At 64.5% G+C, this 21137-nt stretch carries 18 protein-coding genes and 1 pseudogene; 9 read left to right on the plus strand and 10 right to left on the minus strand.

The window, feature by feature from the left end; genetic code table 11:
* Position 1: 1 nt before the first annotated feature.
* Positions 2-2314, plus strand: a complete 2313-nt coding sequence (locus tag IVB27_RS12765) for a xanthine dehydrogenase family protein molybdopterin-binding subunit (protein ID WP_247443915.1) — start codon at positions 2-4, stop codon at positions 2312-2314.
* A 138-nt stretch (positions 2315-2452) separates the two neighbouring features.
* A complete protein-coding gene (locus tag IVB27_RS12770; protein WP_247443916.1) occupies positions 2453-2710 on the plus strand; it encodes a hypothetical protein in 258 nt (85 codons plus the stop codon).
* A 177-nt stretch (positions 2711-2887) separates the two neighbouring features.
* Here IVB27_RS12770 and IVB27_RS12775 read toward each other — a convergent pair whose 3' ends face one another.
* The 5 genes from IVB27_RS12775 to IVB27_RS12795 all read right to left on the minus strand — a co-directional run bounded on the left by IVB27_RS12775 (position 2888) and on the right by IVB27_RS12795 (position 8852).
* On the minus strand, positions 2888-4615 hold the full coding sequence (locus IVB27_RS12775; RefSeq protein WP_247349595.1) for a methanol/ethanol family PQQ-dependent dehydrogenase: 1728 nt from the start codon (positions 4613-4615) through the stop codon (positions 2888-2890).
* Positions 4616-4745: 130 nt separating this feature from the next.
* Positions 4746-5399 carry a QcrA and Rieske domain-containing protein gene (locus IVB27_RS12780; protein WP_247443917.1) on the minus strand — a complete coding sequence of 218 codons (654 nt, stop codon included), beginning with the start codon at positions 5397-5399 and terminating at the stop codon, positions 4746-4748.
* 259 nt (positions 5400-5658) lie between these two features.
* Positions 5659-6123: a group III truncated hemoglobin gene (locus IVB27_RS12785; RefSeq protein ID WP_247443918.1), complete on the minus strand. Its 465-nt coding sequence runs from the start codon at positions 6121-6123 to the stop codon at positions 5659-5661.
* A 137-nt stretch (positions 6124-6260) separates the two neighbouring features.
* Positions 6261-7112: a 3-hydroxybutyryl-CoA dehydrogenase gene (locus IVB27_RS12790; protein WP_247443919.1), complete on the minus strand. Its 852-nt coding sequence runs from the start codon at positions 7110-7112 to the stop codon at positions 6261-6263.
* Between the two features lie 261 nt (positions 7113-7373).
* The gene (locus IVB27_RS12795; protein WP_247443920.1) at positions 7374-8852 is read right to left on the minus strand and encodes an FAD-binding oxidoreductase; all 1479 of its coding nucleotides are present in this window, start codon (positions 8850-8852) and stop codon (positions 7374-7376) included.
* 224 nt (positions 8853-9076) lie between these two features.
* On the opposite strand from IVB27_RS12795, the gene hisC reads away from it, so the two are divergent.
* Positions 9077-10129, plus strand: a complete 1053-nt coding sequence (hisC, locus tag IVB27_RS12800; protein ID WP_247443921.1) for a histidinol-phosphate transaminase — start codon at positions 9077-9079, stop codon at positions 10127-10129.
* 223 nt (positions 10130-10352) lie between these two features.
* Complete coding sequence (locus IVB27_RS12805) at positions 10353-11051, plus strand: ABC transporter permease (RefSeq protein WP_247444032.1); 699 nt, start codon at positions 10353-10355, stop codon at positions 11049-11051.
* Here the strand turns inward: IVB27_RS12805 and IVB27_RS12810 are convergent.
* Entirely contained in the window at positions 11025-11834 is an 810-nt protein-coding gene (locus IVB27_RS12810) for an ABC transporter substrate-binding protein (RefSeq protein ID WP_247443922.1), read from the minus strand. The genes IVB27_RS12805 and IVB27_RS12810 overlap by 27 nt on opposite strands.
* A gap of 172 nt (positions 11835-12006) precedes the next feature.
* Between IVB27_RS12810 and IVB27_RS12815 the strand changes: the two genes are divergently transcribed.
* The 3 genes from IVB27_RS12815 (at position 12007) to IVB27_RS12825 (ending at position 13897) form a co-directional block, all read left to right on the plus strand.
* Complete coding sequence (locus IVB27_RS12815) at positions 12007-12279, plus strand: hypothetical protein (RefSeq protein ID WP_247349605.1); 273 nt, start codon at positions 12007-12009, stop codon at positions 12277-12279.
* 286 nt (positions 12280-12565) lie between these two features.
* On the plus strand, positions 12566-13549 hold the full coding sequence (locus IVB27_RS12820; protein WP_247443923.1) for a hypothetical protein: 984 nt from the start codon (positions 12566-12568) through the stop codon (positions 13547-13549).
* A 63-nt stretch (positions 13550-13612) separates the two neighbouring features.
* A complete protein-coding gene (locus tag IVB27_RS12825; protein WP_247443924.1) occupies positions 13613-13897 on the plus strand; it encodes a TonB-dependent receptor plug domain-containing protein in 285 nt (94 codons plus the stop codon).
* A 12-nt stretch (positions 13898-13909) separates the two neighbouring features.
* Here the strand turns inward: IVB27_RS12825 and IVB27_RS12830 are convergent, their stop codons facing one another.
* Entirely contained in the window at positions 13910-15226 is a 1317-nt protein-coding gene (locus IVB27_RS12830) for an alpha/beta hydrolase (RefSeq protein ID WP_247443925.1), read from the minus strand.
* Between the two features lie 282 nt (positions 15227-15508).
* Here IVB27_RS12830 and blaBJP point away from each other — a divergent pair, with 282 nt between their 5' ends.
* Together blaBJP and IVB27_RS43585 are read left to right on the plus strand one after the other, a co-directional pair.
* Positions 15509-16393, plus strand: a complete 885-nt coding sequence (blaBJP, locus tag IVB27_RS12835; protein WP_247443926.1) for a BJP family subclass B3 metallo-beta-lactamase — start codon at positions 15509-15511, stop codon at positions 16391-16393.
* 94 nt (positions 16394-16487) lie between these two features.
* Positions 16488-16664, plus strand: a pseudogene (locus IVB27_RS43585) (EAL domain-containing protein); the annotation flags it as partial.
* 7 nt (positions 16665-16671) lie between these two features.
* Here the strand turns inward: IVB27_RS43585 and hutU are convergent.
* Genes hutU through hutI form a run of 3 tightly spaced genes read right to left on the minus strand, consistent with a single transcriptional unit; the run spans position 16672 to position 21126 of the window.
* Positions 16672-18342, minus strand: coding sequence for a urocanate hydratase (gene hutU / locus IVB27_RS12845; protein WP_247443927.1), 1671 nt, complete (start codon positions 18340-18342; stop codon positions 16672-16674).
* Between the two features lie 13 nt (positions 18343-18355).
* Positions 18356-19915, minus strand: coding sequence for a histidine ammonia-lyase (gene hutH, locus IVB27_RS12850; protein ID WP_247443928.1), 1560 nt, complete (start codon positions 19913-19915; stop codon positions 18356-18358).
* A complete protein-coding gene (hutI, locus tag IVB27_RS12855; RefSeq protein WP_247443929.1) occupies positions 19912-21126 on the minus strand; it encodes an imidazolonepropionase in 1215 nt (404 codons plus the stop codon). Before hutI ends, hutH begins: the two co-directional genes overlap by 4 nt.
* Positions 21127-21137: the final 11 nt, after the last annotated feature.

A 21137-nucleotide genomic window follows, 5' to 3' on the forward strand; every position in this document is an offset into this window, starting at 1 on the left:
CATGAATTTCATCGACAATCCGGGGAAGCTTCGTGGCTTCGAAAAGAACATCAAGGTCGAGAAAGTCTCGCGCCGCAGCATCCTGAAAGGGCTCGGCATCACCGGCGGCTTCGTGCTCGCTGCCCCCGTGATGTCGCGCCAGGCGTTCGCCTATGAGACCGGCGCCGGCAAGATGCCGCATGGCGTCGTGGTGGACCCGCGCGTGTTCGTCGCGGTCGCGCCCGACGGCACCGTCACCATCCTCGCCCACCGCGCCGAGATGGGTACCGGCGTGCGCACCAGTCTGCCGCTGATCGTAGCGGAAGAAATGGAAGCTGACTGGTCGCGAGTCAAAGTGCAGCAGGCTCACGGCGACGAGGTCAAGTTCGGCAACCAGGACACCGACGGCTCGCGCAGCACGCGGCATTATCTGATGCCGATGCGCCAGATCGGCGCCTCCGCCCGCACCATGCTGGAACAGGCCGCGGCCAAGCGCTGGGGCGTGCCGGCGACCGAGGTCAAGGCCGTCAATCACGAGGTCGTCCACAGCGCGACGAGCCGCAAGCTCGGCTTCGGCGAGCTCGCAGCCGATGCCGCCAAGGAATCGGTGCCGAGTATCGAAGGCCTCAGGCTAAAGAACCCCAAGGACTTCCGCTATCTCGGCAAGGGCCAGGTCGGCATCGTCGATCTCCACGACATCACCACCGGCAAGGCGCGTTACGGCGCCGACGTGCGGCTGCCTGGCATGAAGTATGCCGTGATCGCGCGCCCGCCGGTAACAGGCGGCAAACTGGTCTCGTTCGATCCGGACGCGGCGCTGAAGGTCCCCGGCGTCGAGAAGGTGATGCAGGTGCGCGGTTGGCCGTGGCCGTCGAAATTCCAGCCGCTCGGCGGCGTTGCCGTGATCGCGCGCAACACCGGCGCGGCGATCAAGGGCCGCGACGCACTTAAGCTCACCTGGGATGACGGTGCCAACGGCAAATACGACTCCATCGCCTACCGCAAGGAGCTCGAGGAAGCCTCACGCAAACCGGGCCTCGTCGTGCGCCAGGAAGGCGACGCCGATGCTGCCCTGAAGGGTGCCGACAAGATCATCGTCGGCGAATATTATCTGCCGCATCTCGCCCATGTCAGCATGGAACCGCCGGTGGCGGTCGCCGATGTCAAGGGCGACAAGGCGGAGATCTGGGCACCGGTGCAGAGCCCGGGCGGCACACGCGAGGACGTCGCCAAGACGCTCGGCATCCCCGAGGGCAATGTCACGGTCAACGTCACCCTGCTCGGCGGCGGTTTCGGCCGCAAGTCGAAGTGCGACTTTGCGCTCGAGGCCGCGCTGCTGTCGAAGGAGCTCGGCGCGCCCGTGAAGGTGCAATGGACGCGCGAGGACGACGTCCGCCACGACTTCCTGCACACGGTCTCCGTGGAACGGATCGAAGCGGGCCTCGACAAGAGCGGCAAGGTGATCGCCTGGCGCCACCGCAGCGTGGCTCCCAGCATCGCCTCGACCTTCGCCGCCGGTGCAAATCACGAGGCGCCCTTCGAGCTCGGCATGGGCCTCGTCGATATGCCGTTCGAAATCGCCAACATCTCTTGCGAGAACCCGGAAGCCGCGGCGTTCACCCGCATCGGCTGGTTCCGCTCGGTCTCGAACATCCCGCGCGCCTTCGCGGTACAGTCGATGGTCGGCGAGATCGCGCATGCGACCGGCCGCGACCAGAAGGAGACGCTGCTGGCGCTGATCGGCAGCCCGCGCATCGTCAAGCCGGCGGTGAAGGACATGTGGAACTACGGTGAGCCCTTCGACAGCTATCCGATCGACACCGCGCGCCTGCGCAAGGTGGTCGACCTGGTCGCCGAGAAGGGCGAATGGGGCCGCGCGGTCGCCAAGGGCCACGGTCTCGGCATCGCCGTACACCGCAGCTTCGTCAGCTACATCGCGACTATCGTCGAGGTCGCCGTCGACGACAAGGGCAAGCTGACGGTGCCGCGGGTCGACACCGCGATCGATTGCGGCACCTATGTCAACCCCGAGCGCATCGCCTCGCAGATCGAGGGCGCGGCGATCATGGGGCTGAGCCTCGCCAAATACGGCGAGATCAGCTTCAAGGACGGCAAGGTGGAGCAAAAGAACTTTGACGACTTCCAGGTCCTCAGGATGGATGAATCCCCGCTGGTGACCAACGTCTACATCGTGCCGCCCGGACCCGACACGCCACCGAGCGGAGTCGGCGAGCCCGGTGTCCCGCCGTTCGCGCCGGCGCTGATGAACGCCATCTTCGCCGCGACCGGAAAGCGCATCCGCAACCTTCCGCTCGGCAAGCAATTGGAGGCGTGAGAGCTTGGTCCGGAAAAGTGGACACCGGTTTTCCGAACAGACCATGCTCAATCAGGAAAGAGCGCGATAGAAGTCTATCGCGCTCGGGAACACAAAGCGGCTTCGCGCCGTTTCCATCGATCTGACAGGAGCAGATCGATGACCCATATTTCGAAGGCGCTCGCAGTTTCGCTGTCGAGCGCCTTTCTTTTGACGACCACAGGCGTGTTCGCCCAGAACAACACGGCGCCGCCAACCACGGCCACGCGCCCCAGCACGCCGGACCAGAACTCCCTGCCCAACGCCAATGCCCCGCCGCCCTCGACCACCCAGACCACCGGGCAGCACAATCCGGATCCCAAGGTTCAGGAAATGAACCAGAAGGAAAAGGGCAAGGTAGAGCGCGAGGGGAAGTAGCGATCTGGCGTCGCGTGCGACCGCATCGTCATGGCCGGGCTTGTCCAGGCTTGTCCCGGCCATGACGACTTCGTGGCGCGGGCAGCAATCCCATCCCGTCACGCAAAATGCGGCGGACGTTGCCGTCCGCCGCATTTGCGCCCTGACACTCCGCTTCTTTCGATCCGCCAGCGGAGCTTACTTCTTCAGCGCGAACACCCAGATGACGCCGCCCTGCGGTACGTTGGCTTCGATACCGATATTGTTGGTCACGAGTGCATCCTGGATGCGCTGCGCATCCACACCCCATCCCGACTGGATCGCGATGTATTGCGTGCCGTCGATCTCATAGGACACCGGCATACCCATGATGCCGGAGTTGGTCTTCTGCTCCCACAGCAGCTCGCCACTCTTGGCGTTGAAGGCGCGGAAGTTGCGGTCGTTGGTGCCGCCCACGAAGACGAGATCGCCTGCCGTCGCCGTCACCGATCCGAACAGCTGCGACTTGGGAAAGTTGTGTTGCCACATCTTCTTGCCCGTAACGGGATCCCAAGCCTGGAGCTCGCCGAAATGATCGGCGCCAGGCTTCGTCTTCAGGCCGATGTCCTCCGGTTTGGTGCCGAGCCAGAGTTCGCCGGGCTTGAGCGGAACCTTCTCGCCGGTGAACCCGCCACAGAAATTCTCGTTGGCGGGCACGTAGACGAGGCCGGTCTTCTGGCTGTAGGCCGCCGACGGCCAGTCCTTGCCGCCCCACAGCGACGGACAGAACTCCACGCGCTTGCCGACCATCGGCTTGTGCGCGGGATCGAGGATCGGCCTGCCGCTCTCGGCATCGATGCCCTTCCAGACGTCGGTGGAGACGAACGGCCAGCCGGCGATGTAGTTGATCTTGGTCGGCGTGCGCTCAAGTATCCAGAAGATCGCATCGCGTCCCGGATGAACCAGGCTCTTGATGGTGCGGCCGTCGCGTTGCAGGTCGATCAACATCGGCGCTTCGACCTCGTCCCAATCCCACGAATCGTTCTGGTGATACTGGTGATAGGTCTTGATCTTGCCGGTGTTCGGATCGAGCGCGAGCACCGACGAGGTATAGAGATTGTCGCCGGGATGCATCTCGCCAGGCCACGGCGCGGCGTTGCCGACGCCCCAATAGATCGTCTTGGTGTCCTTGTCGTAATTGCCGGTCATCCAGGCCGAGCCGCCGCCGTTCTTCCAGTCCTCGCCCTGCCAGGTGTCGTGGCCGGGCTCGCCTTCGCCAGGAATAGTATAAGTCCGCCACAGCTCCTTGCCGTCCTTGGCATCATAGGCGGCGACGTAGCCGCGCACGCCGAACTCGCCGCCGGAGCCGCCGACGATGACCTTGCCGTCGACGATCAGCGGCATCAGGGTCATGTACTGGCCCTTCTTGTAGTCCTGCACCTTGGTGTCCCACACCACCTTGCCGGTCTTGGCGTCGAGCGCGACGACATGATCGTCGGTGGTGGCGAGATAGAGCTTGTCCTCCCAGAGGCCGACGCCGCGGCTGGTCGGATGCAACTGGAACAGATCGTCGGGGAGCTGCCGCTTGTAGCGCCAATATTCGTCGCCGGTCTTGGCGTTCAGCGCGATCACCTGCCCCATCGGGGTCGCCACGAACATCACGCCGTTGTTGACGATCGGCGGCGCCTCGTGGCCTTCGACGACGCCGGTCGCGAAGGTCCAGACCGGGGTGAGGTTCTTCACATTCGAGGTGTTGATCTGGTCGAGCGGGCTGTAGCCCTGCCCATCATAGGTCCGCCGGTAGAGCATCCAGTTGGCGGGCTCCGGGTTTTCCAATCGCTGCGCGGTGACCGGTGCATAGTTCTCGACCGGGCCCGATACGGCGGCGGTCGAGGCAAGACACGTGAAGGCGACGAAGCCGGACAGTAACCATTGCTTCCTGGTCATGGACGTTCCCCTTTTTCATCCGTTTGAATTCTTATTTTGGATTGTTGTTTTGAATTCTTGTCGTTCGTCCCGTCGTCCGCCCATCGGCGGATGCGGCCTCTCGTGACGCGGATACGACCCGCACCGTCCATCATCCTGGCTGCACGCCACCTACCTTTCCCATGAAGTTCCCGGCTACGCTGAGCGTACCGTCAGCGAGCGCCAGCGGCAGCGCCGCGAGCCGTCGCGGCGCTGGCCCGAACACGACTTGCGCGCCCGCGCGAGGATCGTATTCGGAGTTGTGGCACATGCACTTGAACACCTCCTTGTCGCCGACATCGCTCTTCACCCAGGCAGTGACGGGACAGCCGGCATGCGAGCAGATTGCCGAATAGGCGATGATGCCGTCGACGGCTCGTGCTTTCGTCTGCTCATCGAGCTCGGCGGGATCGAGCCGGATGATCAGGATCTCGTTGAGGCGCGAAGCGCTGCGCACGACCGACGTCTTTGGGTCTTTCGGCCAGGCTTGCACCGGCGGTCCGCCGACCGACAGATCGGCCGCGGTAATGAGTTTCCCTTCCCGATCGCCTTCCGAGAAGACGAGCACATCGCCCTTCTGCGGCCGCTCGTCCGAGCCGGGCGGATCCTCTCCTGCATGCACCTGCGAGGCACAGCCAAGGCAAGCAGTGGTGGCGAGCGCACCGAGCAAAAGCGTTCGCCGCGTCTGCTCGATGCCCGCGTCGACGTCAGGCTCCGCGACATTCTCGGAGGATGAGGAATGGGTGATGAACGATGCGCTGGACATGCAATTAGGAGGCGCTGGAACTCTGCCGAAAACAAGGCCAAGGATTGGCGCCGCAATGCATCAATATGGCTTTGCTCGCTTTGATTGAGCAAGAATGAAAGCAATCGAACGGATTTCGCAATTTCAACGTCACATCACGCGCTTCGCATGATGATTTTGCAGACCAGCCCGATGATATCGGAATTGGTGCACCGCCCTACCCGTTACGCACGCGAAGGCGAAACAAGTCGCTGTATGTCTGCAGGCAGACCGATCGTCGTCAGGACCTGAGCACGTGACGCGGCGCGGCAATCCGACCCGCCAAGGTGGCCGACGCCATCTCAAAGCTGTCGGCGATGCGGCGCGCCTTGTCGATGAACAGCGCGGCCGCCGCGGGCGGACAGATTTCGTGTGCGGTCGGTTCGAACAAATCCAGCCAGCGGTCGAAATGATCGCCGGCCAGGCTCAGCGGCATATGGGCCCGCATCGGGGAGCCGTGGTAGCGGCCACTCATCAGAACGACCGATGACCAGAAGTCCCTGAGATTGGCGAGATGCTCGTCCCAATTCCGCACCCTCGCGAACACGGGGCCCAGCAGTGCATCCTCGCGCACGCGTCCGTAGAAGCGGGTGACGAGTTCGCCGATCATCTCTTCGGTGATCCCCGTGCGCTTGATCGCGTCCTGGGTCAGCAGGTTCCGCCGCTCGGCCGCAGCCTCGCGCTCGGCCTTCAATCGATCCGACATGTCCTTCGTTATCCGTTCCGTTGTTCCCGCAGGCCGCCCGTTCGACATTGTGAGCTCAATTGCGCGCGGCGTCTTTGTCGCAGCGCAAATTGCGGGGTCTGGCGGCGAGCACCAATTGCCCGCCGCCTGCGCCATTGTCAGGCGCTGTAGGTGTAAAAGCCCTGCCCGGTCTTGCGGCCGAGATGGCCGGCATCGACCATTTCCTTGAGCAAGGGGGCCGGACGGTATTTGGGGTCGTTGAAGCCTTTGTAAAAGACCTCCATCACCGACAACATGGTGTCGAGCCCGACGAGATCGGCGAGCGCCAGCGGCCCGATCGGGTGGTTGCAGCCGAGCTTCATCCCGGCATCGATCTCTTCCGCCGTCGCAATCCCTTCCTGGAGCGCGAAGATCGCTTCGTTGATCATCGGGCACAGGATGCGGTTGACGGCGAAGCCGGGGCTGTTCTTGGCGGTGATCGCCACCTTGCCGATGCGCTTGGCGAAATCGAGCGCTTTGGCGTGGGTGTCGTCGGAGGTCTGCAAGCCGCGGATGAGCTCCAGCAGCGCCATTACCGGTACCGGATTGAAGAAGTGCATGCCGATGAATCGGTCGGGGCGGTCGGTCGCCGCGGCGAGCTTCGTGATCGAGATCGAGGAGGTGTTGGTCGCGAGCAGCGTGCGCGGCGACAGCGTCGCGCAGAGGTCCTTCAGGATCTTGACCTTGAGCTCCTCGTTCTCGGTCGCGGCCTCGATGACGAGGTCGCAACCGACGAGCTTCGCGCGGTCGGTGGTGCCGGTGATGCGCTTGAGCGTCGCGTCGCGATCGCCCGCCGACATCTTCTCCTTCTTGACCAGCCGCTCGAGGCTGCCGCCGACGGTCGAAATCCCGCGGTTCACCGCCGCATCGGAAATATCGACCATCACGACCGAAAGCCCGGCCGCGGCACAAATCTGCGCGATGCCGTTCCCCATGGTCCCTGCCCCGATAATTCCAACGGTTTGGATCATTGCCTCAAATCCTTCATCCTTACGGACGTGCCATACCGGCACCGCCCCATTGCTCCTGCATCAGGGTCTAGCACCGCCACCGGGCGGGTGCGACCTGATCCTGCCCTTCCTTAAAGCATCCAACGCGGGAATAAAGCCGCCATTCGGCCGCGAAACCGCATGATTCGGCGCCTCCTGGCCTGTTAGGCCCGAGCTATCTGCGGCTTCCTCCCCCAAGAGCGCCGAGGGTCCGGGAGGACCGTGCCCGAGGCGGGGAGCGCCTCAATCGAGACGAAGCACCTTGCCCGGATTCATGATGTTCTTGGGATCGAGCGCCCGCTTGATCGTGCGCATGATGTCGAGCTCGGTCCGGGAACGATAGTACTGGAGCTCGTCGAGTTTCTCGATGCCGATGCCGTGTTCCGCCGAGATCGAGCCGCCCATGGAGGTGACGAGGTCGTTGACGGCCCGTGAGATCGCCGCGGAATACTGCTTGAGCGTAGCGCGGTCCATGCCCTTCGGACCCATGAAGGAGAAGTGCAAATTGCCGTCTCCGATGTGGCCGAGCGGGTAGGGGCGGATCGTCGGCAGGATTGCGCGTACGGCCTCGAGACCGCTGTCGATGAACTCTGGAATCCTGGAGATGGCGACCGACACGTCGTAGCTCAAGCCCGGCCCTTCGGTGCGAGATGCCTCGGCCACGCTCTCGCGAATGCGCCACATGTTGCGCGACTGCGTTTCGGTTTGCGCGATCACCGCATCGAGCACCCGGCCCGCCTCGAGCTGGTCGGCCAAAAAATGCTCCATCCTGTCCGACATGCCCGTGCCGCCGTCTTGCCGGGGCCGGGCCGACGACCATTCGAGAAGGAGATACCACTCGGTCTCCGCCTTGAGAGGATCCTGGGTTCCGGGAACGTGGCGCAGCACCATGTCGGTGCACGCACGGCTGATGAGTTCGCAGGAGCCGACATTGTCATCGGAAGCGGCATGCGCCTCCGACAGGAGGTCGATGGCTGCCTTGGCATCGCGGATCGCAAGCCATGCCGTGCACACGTCTTTCGGCGCCGGCCAAAGCTTCAGCACCGCCTTGGTGATGATACCGAGTGTCCCTTCGGCGCCCATGAACAGGTGCTTGAGGTCATAGCCGGTGTTGTCCTTCTTGAGTGCGCGCAGGCCGTCCCAGACATCGCCGTTAGCCAGCACGATCTCGAGACCCAACACCAGATTTCGCGCATTGCCATAACGCAGCACCTGCACGCCGCCGGCATTGGTGGACAGATTGCCCCCGATCATGCACGAGCCCTGAGCACCCAGGCTGAGCGGAAAGAGGCGGTCGTGCCGCGCGGCCGTGTCCTGAAGCGTCTGGAGGACGCAGCCCGCCTCCACGGTCATGGCGTAGCCGACGGGATCGACATTCAGCACCCGGTTCATGCGACCGAGCGACAGCACGATGCCGCGGTGCATAGGCCATGGCGTGGCACCGCCCATCAAGCCGGTGTTGCCACCCTGCGGCACGATGGCAATGCCGTTGTCGTAGCAGAGCTTGACGACAGCGGAGACTTCCGCGGTGCTGGCCGGACGCACGACCGCCGCGGCCTGCCCCGCCAGTTCGCCGCGCCAGTCGGTCACGAAGGGCTGCTTGTCTTGCTCGTCCAGGATCAGGCCTTTGTCGCCCACGATTGCCCGCAAGCGGTCGAGCATAGCTGACGTCACGGGCGCGGTCGGAATCGAGGGAGCGGTGGGAAGGGCTGCACCCGGCATGTGTTCCTCTCTTTGCGGCTGTTCTGCGCCTTGGGCGCACCGGCCTTCGTTCTTGTTTTCTATTCTGGGCGGTTTCGCGATGACCCTAGCACAGGGGTCGCGCGGGCGGGAACGCCTCCGGCCGTGAGGCTGGTGCGGATTTGCCTGGAATGCCGAATGCAAGCGCACTTCCGCGGAGGTCCCGCATACCGTACTGTGCCGCGATCAAATTCGGATTGGAGATCATGAGCCGTTTCTGGAGTCCGGTCGTCCACACGCTTTCGCCCTACGTCCCCGGCGAGCAGCCGAAGCAGGACGGCATCGTCAAGCTCAATACCAACGAGAATCCCTACCCGCCCTCGCCACGCGTGCTGGCGGCCGTCGCATCGGCTGCGGAGCGGCTGCGCCTTTATCCCGATCCGGGTGCGACGCGCCTGCGCGAGGCGATCGCGGCGCATTGCGATGTGAGGCCCGAGCAAGTGTTCGTCGGCAACGGCTCCGACGAGGTTCTGGCCCACACCTTCCAGGCTCTTCTGAAGCACAATATGCCGCTTCTGTTTCCCGACGTCACCTACAGCTTCTATCCCGTCTATTGCGGCCTCTATGGAATAACGCACGACGAGGTGCCGCTCGATGCCGCGATGAGAATCGATATCTCCGACTACAGGCGACCATCGAGCGCCATCCTTCTCTGCAATCCGAACGCCCCGACCGGCATCGCTCTTCAGCGCGACGCAATCGCATCGCTGCTTGCCGAACAACCGGACCGGCTGGTGGTGGTGGACGAGGCCTATGTCGATTTCGGCGCCGAGAGCGCCGTGCCGCTGGTTGCACGCCACGACAATCTGCTGGTCATCCAGACCTTCTCGAAATCGCGCTCGCTCGCTGGCCTGCGGGTTGGTTTTGCCATCGGTCAACGACCGCTGATCGAAGCGCTGGAACGCGTGAAGGACAGCTTCAACTCCTATCCCGTCGATTGCCTCGCTATCGCGGGCGCCGTCGCCGCGATCGAGGACGACGGCTGGTTCCGCAAGACCCGCGCCCGTATCATCGCAAACCGCGAAACGCTGGCCCGCGAGCTTGGACAACTCGGCTTCGAAGTGTTGCCGTCGCTCGCAAACTTCGTTTTCGCGCGCCATCGAAACCGGAGCGGAACAGATCTTGCGGCAGCGCTTCGCCAGCGTGGCGTTCTGGTCCGGCATTTCGGAAAGCCTCGCATCGAGGACTTCTTGCGCATCACCGTAGGAACGGAGGCCGAGTGTGCCCGGCTTGTTGAAGTGCTGCGCGGCTTGATCTGAGCCCCGACGGTCGCGGCGTCGGCCAGCGTCAAACGATGCTGCCAAATGCGGCCTCGTGCCATGCCGCCCGCGGCTTTTGATTTCCGGTCAAATTCGGGTTACCAAACCGCTCCGCCGCTGCTTTGCACGACGATACCCTCAGGGAAATATACGTGAATCACCTCCGCAGTCCCGAAATCGACGCACCCGAGACATCGTGGCGGGCGCCGACGCTCAGGCACGGATGAACGACTTCGCGCGATCCATCGGCGCCGCATTCATGCTGATCGGCGAGGCCGACGCAGAGCTTCTGGGCATCGTCGGACTGTCGGTGCGCGTCAGCCTGACCGCCAGCATCGTCGCGCTTCTGATCGGGGCGCCATTCGGGGCCCTGCTTGCGATCACCCGGTTCCGCGGGCGGCAGGTCATCATCGTCCTGACCAATGCGTTGCTTGGTCTTCCGCCGGTCGTGGTTGGGCTCGCGCTCTATCTTCTGCTGTCGCGCTCCGGCCCGCTCGGGGTGGCCGGCCTGTTGTTCACGCCGGCGGCGATGGTGATCGCGCAGGCGCTGCTCGCAACACCGATCGTCGTCGCACTGGTGCACCGGCCGGCGAGCCTGCTGTGGGCGGAGTATGGCGACCTGGCGCGAATCGACGGGCTGTCGGTGCTGCGCAGCATCGGCTTGCTGTTCGCGCTGGGCCGAACCTCGCTGCTGACGGCCTTTCTCGCAGCCTTCGGGCGCGCGATCGCCGAGGTCGGCGCCATCATCATCGTCGGCGGCAACATCCGCGGCTTCACACGCACGATGACGACTGCGATCGCGCTGGAGACCAGCAAGGGCGACCTGTCGCTGGCGCTCGGGCTCGGGCTGATCCTGCTCGCGCTCAGCGTCGCAGTATCAACCGTCGCCTTCCTGCTAGTGGGACGCGTTGGGGAAAAATAGCTGCTCGCCACCGACCTTGTAGCCGGCGATGGCCTCCTGTCCCCTAGGAGAGATCAGCCAGTCGATGAAGGCTTGCCCGTCCTGCGCCTTCACGTTCGAATGCTTTGCCGGATTCACCAGCATGACGCCGTACTGGTTGAACAGCCGCTTGTCGCCTTCGGTCAGGAGGGCAAGCTCGCCGCGGTTCTTGAATGACAACCAGGTGCCGCGGTCAGACAGGAGATATGCATTCGACGACGACGCCATGTTCAGGGCTGGCCCCATGCCCTGGCCGATCTCGCGATACCAGCCGTCCTTGCCGGCACCGAGGTCGACGCCCGCTTCCTTCCATAGCCGCAGCTCGGCCGCGTGCGTGCCGGACTTGTCGCCGCGCGAGATGAACGGCGCCTTCGCGGCCGCGATCTTGCGCAGCGCCTCGGCCACGTCCTTGCCGCCGGCGATCTTCGCGGGATCGCTCTTCGGCCCGACAATGACGAAGTCGTTGTACATGACATCGAAGCGCTTCACGCCGTGCCCTTCGGACATGAACTTGTCTTCAGCAGGCCTGTCATGGACGAACACGACGTCTGCATCGCCGCGCCGCCCGATGTCGAGCGCCTGGCCCGTGCCGACGGCAACCACTTTCACATCGATGCCGCTGGCCTTCGAGAACAGCGGCAGCAAATAGCCGAACAGCCCCGACTGTTCCGTCGACGTCGTCGAGGCCACAGTGATGGTGTGATCCTGCGCGAATGCGATCGTGGACCAGAGCAAAACCGCTCCGAAGGTCATTATCCTCTTCATGCCTCGTCCTTACACCAGAAGCCGGATGTTCCAAACTCTACCGTCGATAGGGCCGTGCAGGGGAACACCGACATTTCGTCAACGCGCGTTGGTGCGATTCTCGCGGCGCTGCCAATTGGGAACGTCCGCCCCGCGCGCAGGTTGTCCGGAGGTGAACCCAGGAGGAAACCAGATGAAGAAGTTCATTTTGGCATCTGCGTGCATCATGGCGCTGGCGACCGGCGGCGCCTTTGCGCAAACACAACCCGCCCCAAGCGCATCCGGCAAGGGCGACGTCGGCCCCTCGTCGCGGGGCCCCGCGACCAAGGGCATGACGACCGGCGCGTCGTCGAACATGCAGAACGAGGCCAGCGACAGCAAGGGCAAGCAGACCCCTTCGGCCGGCGGCAGCAACACCAATAACATGGGCAGCCAGGCCGGCGGCGGCGCGGGCTCCGGAAAATAGGCCGGCATCGATCGGAAATCTGGAGAGGGGCGATCGTCCCCTCTCCAAAAGTTTTCATGCAGCCAAAGCTTGTCGTCGCCGATGGTATGCGCGAAGGTCACGGTGCGGGCGGGGCTGCACTGAGGTTACAGTCACGCGGGCGAAATCACCGCCTGCGCGCGATGGGTGTGGATGTTCTGCAATTGGTCCCACTTACATTGACATCAGTGTGATGGCCGGGGCATTTTTTTACATTGCTGGCGAATCAGCGATTGCCTCACGCCGAGTACCTCTTGGACAACTCCCAGTGCTTTCGAGACTGATATCGTTGCTGCGCCGCATCCCCGCGGTGAAATGGGCGTTCACGAAGCTTCGGCCGTTGCCTCACGGCGGCAGCATCGACGTCGCGCCTGATAGCGCAGACGCTTCGCCCGCCCTTGTTGCCGAAATTGCAGAAGCCGCTCCGCCTCTTGAGACCAGCATCAGCGCGGAACCGTCGCGCTGCGACGCCGCGGTCGCGGCTCCGGCCATCGAAGACGACACTGCTATCTCTGTCATCGCGGATAGCCCGTCGGCAGCGGCAACCGATGTCGGCGGCAGCGACGATTCATCCCGGGAGACGCCGACGCAGGTCGAGCCAATCGTCGGGCAAGAGGCTTCTCTCTCGCCGGTCGAGATCGAGAGCGAGCCGGTTGATGCGGCTGACCTCATCAGCAACGATCCGCTCACGGAAATCTCGACGGGCGTCGACTTCGTCAACGCGGAGGAGGCTCCGGTCTCGTCTGTCGACGCCGCGATGGAGATCGCACCGGTCCCCGCAAGCGATCCGGCTCCGGCTGCAGCGATCGCCGCGGACGAGTCTGCCGTCCCCACACCGAGCGTCGTCGCGGACGTCGCGCCGGAGCTGGCCCCCGAGGCTCCCGCTCTGGAGATCGCCAGCGCGCCGAAGACTCGTGCAAAAATCGCAGAACCCGCCGACCGCGCCGCGCTGATCCGGCAGCGCTGGGCGGAGACCGGGATCAGGATGTGGAATCCGCGGCTTCACGGCGCCGGCGATGCCACGCTGAACATCCAGGGGAGCGTCGGGCTGTTGCCGCCCGCGCCCGGCGAGACGATGCCGCGCTACGACAAGCTGGAATTCCGGATGCTCGGCGGACAGATCGCCTGCGAGGGCGTGATTGTCGAAGCACCCGCGCATGCAAGCCAGCGCAGTTTTACGCGGCTCGCCGAGCCCGGAAAACCCGACCGGGTCCGCGAACCGATGCGGGAACGCCGGGCGGCTCTCGCCTGACCCTTACCTTTCTGCGACGACGCGCCCATATGCTAGGCTGACGCCCCGAATATGGGAGATCGCATGCCGGCAAAATCATTGCGACTGGTCGTGATCGCGGCCCTCTTCGTTTCGCAGGGAGCCTTAGCCGCGTCCGGTAAACGGCCGCAGCACACGTCCTCTACAGCGCCCGCCACCGATCCGGCCGCACCCTACAAGGCCGACCGGCTCTCTTCCTCGCGCGGAGAGACGATCCTCAACACGCCCGGCCAGACCACCGTGCTGACTCGTCAGGTCCTCGACGACAAGAACGCGACGAGCCTCAAGGACGCCATGCGCTCGACCGCCGGCGTGACGGTCGGGCGTTAGGCTTCTTCGCGCTCAGGGGATCGGATAGCCCTTCCAGACCCATTCCAGCGCCGACGGAAGTGTCTGCGCGATCGTCGGACGGTCGACGTGCTTGGCGTTGCGCACGAACAGGAACTGATAATGATAGCCCTTCTCCGCCAGCACCTTGGCCGTCAGCGCGTTGGACAGGGTCCAGTCGTGCATGCCGTCGGGAATGGTGGGGTTCGGATAGAACAGGTCCTGATCACCGCCGAAGAACCAGAAGCGGATCGGCTTGATCGGTGCGGCGGCGATCAGCGGTGCGCCAGGCGGCTCAGCCGGCGTGAGCACGCCGGCCTTCGAGATGAGGTTGGGTGTGGCCGGCCCCGTCCATGCGCTGTGATATTCCCAGGCGCCGCCGCGCAGCGACGGATCATACGGCCATTGCTGGTTGACCATGGTCGGCGAGAAGGCCAGCACGCGGTGATAGAGTTCGGGATAGAACCACGCCATGGTGAAAGCTGCCACGCCGCTCGAACTCAGCCCCATGGTCGCACGCCCATCGGGATTTTTGGTCAGCCTGACGTCGGCGTTCTTTTCGACCAGCGGCAGCACTTCACGCTCGACGAACTGCGCGTAGGCACCTGACACCGCGTCATATTCCCGGCCGCGCTGGCTGCCCTGTGCGTCCTGCCCGCCATTGCCGATCTGGATCGCGATCATCGGCGGCACGCGGCGCTGCGCGATCAGATTGTCGAGCGTGGTGCCGAGATCCTTGTAGGCGTTGGAGCCGCCGTCGCCGACCACGATGAACGGCGCCTCGGTGCCGTGCACATATTGCGCCGGCACATAGACGTCGATGGTACGCGACCAGATACCTGGGTGGCTGGTGGTGACGATCATGTGCGACTTATCACCAGGCGCCGTGACGGTCGTCATGATCGAGGAATTGGTGCAGCCGGCGGCGTCGTCGCGGATCAGGCCGGGATTGTAGATCGTGCTCTCCTTCGACGACAGCGTGAAGGATTTTGTGGTGCCGCGCGGCACGCCCTCCTTTGCGATCGTCTCCGGCGCTGGATTGTGGGTGGGACCGATGATGAAATTGCCCTCAGCCCCAGGTGCCGGCAGCGTTCCGTCAGGCAACTCGGTCGCGCGCGGGTAGCGGGCATTGGAGGGATCACGCGTCGGAGGCGTCGTCTTGAAGTCGAGACCTGTCGTATCAATGAAGAACGGGGCCGCCTTGTCGGTGCTGTTGGCCCCAAGCGGCACAGCCATGTTCTGGGTGACGCAGGCCGGCTGCGAGACGGCAATCGAAGTGAAGGAGACGAGGGAAATCAGCGTCCCCGCAAGGACGGACAACGAATTGGTCATTTCAGCTCCCGGTGCTGACGAGTCTTTCTGGCTCGTCTTGACGCAAAGTATGGCGAGCTGTCTGCGCGCGGTCAAACCCCACTTGGCCGCGTTGCAGCAATTGCCGCCATGCTTAAACCGGACAGGCACCGTTATTCCGCGCATGCCACGAAATTTTCCGGACACGTGGCCGTTGCTGCCGCATCTCGCACGACGTAGCTTGCCGGCCGGCCGCGCCGCGCGACGGCCGCGCTCGATCAAAACGACAAGAACACTCTGCAAGAACACTCTGGGAGACAAACGATGAAGCAGCTCACGGCCGCGCTCTGCGCGCTGGCGTTCCTCGCAACCGGCGCGCAGGCGCAGACCGTCAAGGATTTCATTGCCGCGGTCACCAAGAAATGGACCACGCCGTTCGAGCCATTCCAGCTGATCGGCAATATCTACTATGTCGGCACCGATGGTATCGCCGTCTACGTCATCAAGACCTCGCAGGGCCTGATCCTGATGGATACGGCGCTGCCGCAGTCGACCGGCATGATCAAGGACAATATTGCGAAGCTCGGTCTCAAGGTCTCTGACATCAAGATCATTCTCAACACACACGCGCATTTCGACCACACCGGCGGCTTCGCCGAGATCAAGAAGGAGACCGGCGCCCAGCTCATCGCCGGCGAACGCGACAAGCCGCTGCTCGAAGGCGGCTACTATCCCGGCGACGAGAACAACGAGGACCTCGCCTTCCCCGCGGTCAAGGTCGACCGCGCCGTGAAGGAAGGCGACAAGGTCAGGCTCGGCGACACCACGCTGACTGCGCATTCAACCCCTGGCCACTCGCCCGGCTGTACGAGCTGGGAGATGACCGTCAAGGACGGCAGCCAGGATCGCGAGGTGCTGTTTTTCTGCAGCGGCACGGTGGCTCTCAACAGGCTGGTCGGCCAGCCGACCCATGCCGGCATTGTGGACGACTACCGCGCGACCTTCGCCAAGGTGAAGGCGATGAAGATCGACGTGCTGCTCGGGCCGCATCCGGAGGTCTATGGCATGCAGGCCAAGCGCGCGGAGATGAAGGACGGCGCACCGAACCCGTTCGTCAAACCCGGCGAACTCGCAACCTACGCAACCAGCCTGTCGGAAGATTTCGACAAGCAGCTTGCCAAGCAGACGGCGGCGCTCGAGAAGAAATAGCGACCGTCTTGCGCTATCTTCACCTCTCCTTCTCTGGGGGAGAGGTGAAGCTGGCATGTCGGCCCCCACCGTTGTCGGTGCGACAATACGTTGCGCCTGCGTCGCCGAGGGCGTCGAGACTCGCGCTCAGCTCGACACCCTGCGCCGGCTGGGATGCGACTTCATCCAGGGCTACTACTTCGCAAAGCCCATGCCTGCCGACGTAATCGACGGTCATCTCACAAAGGAACGCCGGCGCCTTGGCGGCGCCGGAGCCAAGGTCGTGGCCTGAGTCCCAGCTACTTCGCCAAGCTCGGCAGATCGAGACCCTTGTCGCGGGCGCATTCGATCGCGGTGTCGTAGCCCGCGTCGGCATGGCGCATGACGCCGCTGGCAGGATCGTTCCAGAGCACGCGCGCGATCCGCTTCGCCGCTTCCGGCGTGCCGTCGGCGACGATCACCATGCCGGCATGCTGGGAATAGCCGATGCCGACGCCGCCGCCATGGTGCAGCGAGACCCAGGTCGCGCCGCTGGCGCAATTGAGCAGCGCGTTGAGCAAGGGCCAGTCGGACACGGCGTCCGATCCGTCCTTCATCGCCTCGGTTTCACGGTTGGGGCTCGCCACCGAGCCGCTGTCGAGATGATCGCGGCCGATCACGATGGGGGCCTTCAATTCGCCGCGCGCCACCATCTCGTTGAAGGCGAGGCCCAGGCGATCGCGATCGCCGAGGCCGACCCAGCAGATCCGCGCCGGCAGGCCCTGGAACTTGATGCGCTCCTTGGCCATGTCGAGCCAATTGTGCAGATGCTTGTCGTCAGGCATCAGCTCCTTCACCTTGGCGTCGGTCTTGAAGATATCTTCAGGATCGCCCGACAGCGCGGCCCAGCGGAACGGCCCGACGCCGCGGCAGAACAAGGGACGGATATAGGCGGGAACGAAGCCCGGAAAATCGAAGGCATTCTTCAGGCCCATGTCCTGCGCCATCTGGCGGATGTTGTTGCCGTAGTCGAGCGTCGGAATGCCTTGCGCATGGAAATCCAGCATGGCCTGGACGTGCTCGACCATCGAGGTTTTCGAGGCGCGCTCCACGGTCTTGGGATCGGCGGCGCGCCTGGTCTCCCATTCGGCCAGCGTCCAGCCCTTTGGCAAATAGCCGTTGATCGGATCGTGCGCGCTGGTCTGGTCGGTGACGATGTCGGGCCTGACGCCGCGGCGGACCAGCTCGGGAAAAATCTCCGCGGCATTGCCGAGCAGGCCGACCGAGACCGCCTTCTTCGTCGTCGCCGCCTCCGCCATGATCGCAAGCGCCTCGTCGAGCGTCGCGGCCTGGCGATCGAGATAACCGGTGCGCAGCCGCATCTCGATGCGGCTCGGCTGGCATTCGACCGCCAGCATTGAAGCCCCGGCCATGGTTGCAGCCAGCGGTTGCGCGCCGCCCATGCCACCGAGACCGGCTGTGAGAATCCATTTGCCGGCGAGGCTGCCGCCATAATGGCGGCGTCCGACCTCAACGAAAGTTTCGTAAGTGCCCTGCACGATGCCCTGGCTGCCGATATAGATCCAGGAGCCGGCCGTCATCTGGCCGTACATCATCAGGCCCTTGCGATCGAGCTCATTGAAATGGTCGAGCGTCGCCCAGTGCGGCACGATGTTGGAGTTCGCGATCAGGACACGCGGCGCGTCGGCATGGGTGCGGAACACGCCGACCGGCTTGCCGGACTGGACCAGCAGCGTCTCATCGGCTTCGAGCTTGCGCAAGGCCGCCGTGATCCGGTCAAAGCTCTCCCAGTCACGCGCGGCGCGGCCGATGCCGCCATAGACGACGAGCTCGCTCGGACGTTCTGCAACGTCGGGATCGAGATTGTTCATGAGCATGCGCAAGGGCGCTTCCGTCAACCAGCTCTTCGCGCTGATTTCGCTGCCGCGGGGCGCGCGGATAGTGCGGTCATTGTCCAGTCGGCGGTTCATGCGGAACACCTCGTCAAGCAAGTGTCGGAAACGGGTCAGTCGAAAGCACGGCGAGCGCCGCCGCCGGCAGCGCGTCGGCTTCGACCAGCGCTGCAGCCTTGGCGAGATCGCCGGCCATGTAGCGGTCGGCACCGAGCGCCGGCACCTGCTCGCGCAGTGCGGCGATCACGGCAACGAGTGGCGCGCTCGTCGCATGCGGCGCGCGCAGCGCGATACCTTGGGCCGCGACCAAGAGCTCGATGCCGAGGATGGCGGCAAGATTGTCGGCCATGTCCGACAGGCGTCGCGCAGCATGCGCAGCCATCGAGACGTGGTCTTCCTGGTTGGCACTGGTCGGCGTCGAATCGATCGAGCAGGCGGCCGCGCGCTGCTTGTTCTCGGCATAAAGCGCGGCCGCCGTCACCTCGGCGATCATGAAGCCGGAATTGATACCGGGATCTGGAGTCAGGAACGGCGGCAGGCCGAAATTGAGCGCGGGATCGACCAGCGTCGCGATGCGCCGCTCGCTGATCGCGCCGATCTCCGACAGCGCCAGCGCGATGGTGTCCGCCGCAAAGGCGACCGGCTCGGCGTGGAAATTGCCGCCGGAGACGATCTCGCCGGTCTCGATCAGTACGAGCGGATTGTCGGTGACGGCATTGGCCTCGACGATCAACGTGCGCGCGGCCTGCATGATCAGGTCGAGCGCCGCGCCCGCGACTTGTGGCTCGCAGCGCAGGCAATAGGGATCCTGCACGCGCTCGTCGCCTTCGAGATGCGACAGGCGGATGTCGCTGCCGTCGAGCAGCGCCGTCAAGGTCGCTGCAGCCGCGATCTGTCCGGAATGGCCGCGCAGCGCCTGGATCTCGGGGCGGAACGGCGCCGTCGAGGCCATCGCCGCATCGACCGACAGCGCTCCGGTGACGAGCGCGGCGCGAGCCAGGCGAAATCCGCGCAGCACGCCAGCGACGGCATAGGCGGTCGAGAACTGCGTGCCGTTGATCAGTGCGAGCCCTTCCTTGGGGCCGAGCGTCAGTGGCGTCAGGCCGGCTGCGCCGAGCGCGTCGCTGCCCGATACGGGCTTGCCGTCGACGATCGCCTGTCCTTCGCCGATCATCACTGCGGTCATGTGCGCGAGCGGCGCGAGGTCACCGGAAGCGCCGACCGAACCCTGCTGCGGCACCAGCGGATAGACGCGCCGCGCCAGCATGTCCTGCAACTGCTCGATCACCTCCCGGCGCACGCCGGAGGCGCCGCGCCCGAGCGAGATGATCTTCAGCGCCATCATCAGGCGGACGATCGGCTCGGGCGTCGCCAGGCCGACGCCGCAGCAATGCGAGACGATGAGGTTGCGCTGAAGCAGCGCGGTCTGATCCGGCGGTATCCGCTTCGACGCCAGCTTCCCGAAGCCGGTGTTGATCCCGTAGACGGGCGCATCGGCCCGCGCGGCCTTCGCGACGATCTCCGCAGCGGCCTCGACACGCAGCCAGAACGACGGATCGAGCACCACGGATTCCCCCGCAAGTACGCGCACGAGATCGTCGAGGCTGACCGTCCCCGGCTTGACGACGATCGCTGCTTTCTGCTCCGTCACTGTCCCCTCCACACGCGGCGGTGCAGCGGATTGAAGCCGATGCGATAGACCAACTCGGCGGGACGCTCGATGTCCCAGATGGCGAGGTCGCACCATTTGCCGGCTTCGAGCGTGCCGGTTTCGTTCAGCACGCCGAGCGCGCGCGCGCCTTCACGGGTGACACCGGCCAGGCATTCGGCCACGTTCATCCGGAACAGCGTCGCACCCATGTTCATGGCGAGCAGGAGCGAAGTCAGCGGCGAGCTGCCCGGATTGCTGTCGGTCGCCAGCGCCATGGGAACGCCGTGCATGCGGAATGCCTCGACCGGCGGTTTTTGCGTCTCGCGGATGAAGTAGAAGGCGCCGGGCAGCAGCACGGCCACCGTTCCAGCCTTCGCCAGCGCCGCTGCACCGGCTTCGTCGGTGTGCTCGAGGTGATCGGCCGACAACGCCGAGAATTTCGCGGCAAGCGTAGCGCCGCCGAGGTTTGAGAGCTGGTCGGCATGCAGCTTGACCGGCAGTCCAAGCCGCCTCGCCGTCTCGAACACCCGCTCCGTCTGCTCACCGGAAAATGCGATACCTTCCATGAAGGCATCGACGGCATCGGCGAGGCCTGCCTTTGCTATCGCCGGCAACATCTCCTTGCAGACGAGATCGATGTAGCGATCCTTGTCGCCATCGGCCTCTGGCGGCAGCGCATGCGCGCCAAGAAACGACGTGCGGATCGTAACCGGCCGCTGGCGGCCGAGGCCGCGCGCGGCGGCAAGCTGCCGCATCTCTGTCTCGATGTCCAAGCCGTAGCCGGACTTGATCTCGACGGTGGTGGCGCCCTCGCCGATCAGCGCATCGAGCCGCGGCAGCGCGTGTGCTGCGAGCTCGGACTCGCTCGCCTTGCGTGTCGCGGCCACCGTCGAGACGATGCCGCCGCCGGCGCGCGCAATCTCCTCGTAGCTCGCGCCCTTCAGGCGCAGCTCGAATTCATGGGCGCGGTCGCCGCCATAGACCAGATGAGTGTGGCAATCGACGAGGCCGGGCGTGATCCAGCGCCCTTCGCAATCGATCCGGTCGGCTGCATCGGCATTCGCCGGAAAATCGGTCCGCGCACCTGCATAGACGACACGGCCGTCGCGCGCGGCAATCACGCCATGCTCGATCGCACCGAGATCGGGATGGTCGGCCCGCATCGTGGCGAGCCGGGCTTTATGCCAGATCCGGTCGAAGCGCTCTGCCATGCAACTGTCCC

Origin of the sequence: Bradyrhizobium sp. 197, from assembly GCF_023073375.1 — a bacterium.
Lineage (GTDB): Bacteria > Pseudomonadota > Alphaproteobacteria > Rhizobiales > Xanthobacteraceae > Bradyrhizobium.